The 1863-nt window shown below is 26.1% G+C and carries 3 protein-coding genes and 1 pseudogene; all 4 read right to left on the bottom strand.

Going from position 1 to position 1863, the window contains the following annotated elements:
- A partial coding sequence (locus HMPREF3247_RS10750; RefSeq protein ID WP_083324635.1) for a DUF443 family protein occupies nt 1-607 on the bottom strand: 607 nt, incomplete at its 3' end.
- Nucleotides 608-825: pseudogene (locus HMPREF3247_RS10745) on the bottom strand (T7SS effector LXG polymorphic toxin); the annotation flags it as partial. It abuts the gene before it with no gap.
- 16 nt (nt 826-841) lie between these two features.
- Complete coding sequence (locus tag HMPREF3247_RS10740; RefSeq protein WP_070866241.1) at nt 842-1477, bottom strand: DUF443 domain-containing protein; 636 nt, start codon at nt 1475-1477, stop codon at nt 842-844.
- A 139-nt stretch (nt 1478-1616) separates the two neighbouring features.
- Nucleotides 1617-1863: DUF443 family protein (locus HMPREF3247_RS10735; RefSeq protein ID WP_048521315.1), on the bottom strand; the 247-nt coding region annotated here is incomplete at its 5' end.

The raw sequence follows: 1863 nt of genomic DNA, 5'->3' as shown, positions 1-1863 counted from the left end.
CATGAATGTTTTTATCTATAATTAAAGCTATATTAACTAGAAAAAAACCCATTATAACTGCAATCCAAACAAAATATACTATTATGTTTTGATAACTCATTGATAATAGTGCATCTAGGAATAGCATAGTCAATCCGCCAAATAAAATATATCCAAATAATGTGAAACAAACATTTTTTAGTGTAGGTATTAAAAAAATTTTTGACCTTTTATTTTTAGTATTATAAATATTTAAAGATGATTTTTTAATTAGGCGTACATAAAATATTAAAATCCCTATAAATGTGATGCAACATATGGCAATAACTAATTTTTTATCAAGTTGAATGTCAAGTAAATGTGTATATTTTCTTAATGCAACTCCCAGCAAAGCAGAGCTACCTGCAACTGGCCAAAAAACATTCTTTTTAGCAGGTTTAACAATATTTAAGTTTTCAAACTCTTCTCTACTAATTTTGACGTATTCTTTTGGGATGAACCAATTAATAAAAGGAAAAAATAAACTAATCCCAGTGCTTATTATATCGACCATTAAGTATTCATCATTATATTTAATAATTCTATATTTTGGGTTTTTATTGATGATTTTAGATTCGCATAGCAACATTTACCAGCTCCATTTCTTAGGGCTTATATGATTAGAAATACTTTTTGAAGCTTCACCATGACATTTTCAACACCATCTACTGTTTTTTCTGCAGATTTTTCTACAGCATCTATACCAACGTCTAGTTTATGTCCTATCCAATCGTTTTTATCTTTTATTCCAAATTCATTTTTTTGATTGGTCCAATATACAAGTATTGCCGAAATAGAACCTGCAGTAAATCCAGCTAAACCATCATTTTTCCACCGTGTTAGTTTTAGATAATACATAAATTTTTTTGTCAATAATCGATGACATGTTTAACAGAAAGAAACCTGCAGTCATTACCAACCAACCAATAAAGCCTATTATATTTTGAGGATTTAAAGTTAATAACATACTTAGAGCCATTATTGAAAGACCGCCAAATAAAAAATAATAAAATATTGTGAAACAAAAGTTTTTTAATGAAGGAAATAAAATTATTTTCCCTTTACTAGAGTTATTATTATAAATTTCCAACCTTAGCTTACGATTCAGAAATAAAAAAAGTATTAAAACACCCAGAAATATTGCACAACATATTACAATCACCATGTTTTTCTCTAATTGAATATTAAGTGAAGGAATATATTTTCTAAACGTAACTCCGAACAAAATAGTACTACCTGCAACTGGCCAAAAAGCTTTATTTTTAACAGGTTTGACAATGTTTAAATCGTCAAATTCTTTTTTACTGATTTTGACATATTTTTTTGGAATTAACCAATTAATCATAGGAAGAAATAAAGTTAACCAGGTACTTACTAAATCAATCATTAAATATTCACTATCGTATTTGATTATTCGATATTTAGGGTTTTTATTAATAACTTTAGATTCGCAAAGCAATGTCTCCACATCCCTTTAATTTTATGTGTAATACATTTTTCGATACTTCAAAAGACATTCAAATACTATCAAGTTACTGTCATCAAAGGTTTTATTAACTGATATTTTCATATTTTTAATCTGAATTTAGTACTTTCACTTAATTTTTAAGTATGACATGAATGTTTTTATCTATAATTAAAGCTATATTCACTAGAAAAAAACCCATTATTGCTGTAATCCAAGCAAAATATACTATTATGTTTTGATAACTCATTGATAATAGAGCATATGAGAAAATCACTGTCCATAAAATAAAAAAAGCATATCTAAACAATGTTAAACAAAAATTTTTTAGTGTTGGTATTAAGATAATTTTTGACCTTTTATTTTTAGTATTATAAATA

Source organism: Staphylococcus sp. HMSC36A10, from assembly GCF_001838845.1.
Taxonomy (GTDB): Bacteria; Bacillota; Bacilli; order Staphylococcales; family Staphylococcaceae; genus Staphylococcus; species Staphylococcus aureus.
This window is presented reverse-complemented; position numbering and strand designations above follow the sequence as displayed.